General features: G+C 36.0%; 2 protein-coding genes. Both read right to left on the bottom strand.

The annotated features are described in order from the left end of the window. Nucleotides 1–698, bottom strand: a 698-nt coding sequence (locus tag AC3AX0_RS11285) for an enoyl-CoA hydratase/isomerase family protein (RefSeq protein WP_487550383.1), incomplete at its 3' end; no start/stop codon positions are given. A gap of 89 nt (nt 699–787) precedes the next feature. Continuing rightward, on the bottom strand, nt 788–2254 hold the full coding sequence (locus AC3AX0_RS11280; protein WP_487550382.1) for a nucleotidyltransferase family protein: 1467 nt from the start codon (nt 2252–2254) through the stop codon (nt 788–790). Between the last annotated feature and the right edge of the window lie 336 nt (nt 2255–2590).

Below are 2590 nucleotides of genomic sequence, written 5' to 3'. Positions count from 1 at the left end.
GCAGCAAAATGATTATTTGTAAGTTCCATAGCACTTCTGTAGTCAAGGTCCTCCATTTTGTAGAAAGATTCTTTTCCAAGCTGCATCGCAAGGGGACTCTTGTCTGCAAGTTTTTTGGCAAATGCATATGTTTCCTCTTCAAGCTTGTCGTTTGGAACTACCTTGTTTACAAGGCCGAGTCTTTCAGCTTCAACTGCACCTATCATATCACCTGTCATTATAAGTTCAAGTGTCTTCTTCCTTCCAAGACTTTTCAGAAGAGGCACTGCAGGTCCCATGCAGAAAAGTCCCACATTTACTGCAGTTGCTCCAAATCTTGCGTTTTCAGCTGCTATTGCAAGGTCGCAGGCTGCAACAAGACCGATTCCGTTTGCCACTGCAACATTCTTGACAGATGCAATGACAGGCTTGCCCATCTCTGCAATTGTAAGATTCATTTTCTCCATAAATCCTATCCATTGGATATAATCATTAAATGGCTTACCATCTACATAGTCAACTTCTATTCCTGTACAGAAATTCTTACCATTGGCATCAATGACTATTACATTCACATCATCATCCTTTTCCAATTCCACTAAAGCTTCATTAAGTTCAATTGCCAAAGGTATGTTGAAAGTATTGTTATTCTCAGGCCTGTTCAAGGTTACATATCCGATTTTGTCCTTTTTAGACAAAAGTACACTTGTATATTCCATAATTGCCTCCATAAAACGTCTCTGCGTAAATTATATTATTTTATCACATAGACTAATTATAGAATTAAAATTCAATAATTTCAATATAATTATTGGCTTGCCAACAGTCCTGTTATCTTTTTCCTTGTATTCTTATTGAGCTGTTTTTCTAAGGCTGCTTCAATTAATTTCCTTTCAAAACCAGTTTCATTTAAGAAGCTTCTGATTTTTTCAGCCTTTTCATCCCTCCTTATGAGGCTGTAGACAACAAACCAATTCTCTAAAGACATTGTTGGAATATCTTCACAGTCAAGGACCTTCATTCTTAAAATACTGTCGTCTTCAAATGGATAGGTATATTCTCCTTCGTCTGTTTTTATGGTAAAGTTAGACATTATGTCTATGTCTACACCGTCAATACTATAGGTTTTAAAGAATTCCGTACCATAGAGCTCCAGATTCTTCTTATCCTTTTCTACACCCAGTTCTTCGAGAACCTTTATTGCCCCTTCCCTGTCATCATAAGAAACTATTATGTCAATATCATTGGCAACATCAAACAGACCCCAGGCCTTCAATAGAAGTGATGCTCCGATTCCGTATTTCACTTTCTCCTTCTCAAACTCACGTGACAGCTTCTCAAGTACTGAATTCATGAGATAGTCTTTCCTATATTTACCTAACACCATTAGGGCTCTCAATGTGTTCCATCGGCTGTCGCTCCCAGTCTTTTCCATATCAAAATGGACTTCTCCGGGATGCTTAGCCTGGACAGGCCAGGTTCCGTTTTTTCGACCTTTTGAAATGAGTACATCAAGTGCATCATCCATCCTTTCATCATATGTAATTCCTGCTCTTTCAAAATACACCAATGCTCTTAAAATATCATATCTCCACCTTGAGGGATAAGACAACATAAGAAAGCTTTTACTTATTATTTCACCTGTTTTATCTGACTTGTAAAGCCTATGTTCCAATATGAATTCAATTCCCTTCTTTTCTATTTCAAGAAGTTCCTGAAGTCTGTAAGTGTATCCCTTATCTGCATAAGTTCTTATTCCTTCAAGTACTGACAAGGTTGAGTGAAGTGAACTATGAATAGCACCGGAATAGTTAAGTCTGCAATTAAATCCTCCATCAGACATATGTTGATTTATGATAAAATCAACAATAGTTTCAAGTTTTTCTTCATCTGCCTCAAACCAGCACATATAATCTAGAGCCATACCATTTACACATACGTCGCTTTTGGGGATTGACCTAGAGGGATTTACTCCTCCGTCTTCTTCTTCTATATTCTCCTTTAAAATGATACTTATCGCTTTTTTAATGCCATCAGTCTTGATACCATTAAGATGTTTTAGTTCCAAAAGAGAATAATGTGTGCTTATCCATTTGGGCTGGTAGAATCCCCTTCCCCAGTGTCCGTTTTCCTTCTGTAAATCGAGGAATTTCCTGCCAAAGCCCTCTTTAGATATCCTTGATTTCAACTCCGTATCATCTTTATTCATTAAGTCTCTTGTAACTTGATATCTTAGAGCAATATCTCCCTGAAGAAGCCACTTCATAATATTCAATAGTATAGTCTCCTTTGTTCTTATATTTCAAATACAATCCATTTTAATTTTTTTTGAAATTCCGCTCATATTTTTAACATTCACTGTATATTGATTATATCATATTCATTAAATAATTAACTTTTAATAGTCCTTCCTAATGCTGTAGAACTACACTTGTAGTAAAATCAAATAAAAAACATGTCCGGAGAATTGCTATGCAGAAAGGAAATGACTTAAATCTCACATACGCAATCATATTAGTAACAATTTTAGCACTTCTGACTACCCTTGATTACATACCTTATGCTTTTCTCTGCTATATTCCTGTAATTATTACTTTCATATATCCATTTT

It is taken from the genome of Dethiosulfatibacter sp., assembly GCF_983023055.1.
Note: the sequence above shows the minus strand (reverse complement) of the source record. Positions and strands in the feature narration are given on the sequence as shown.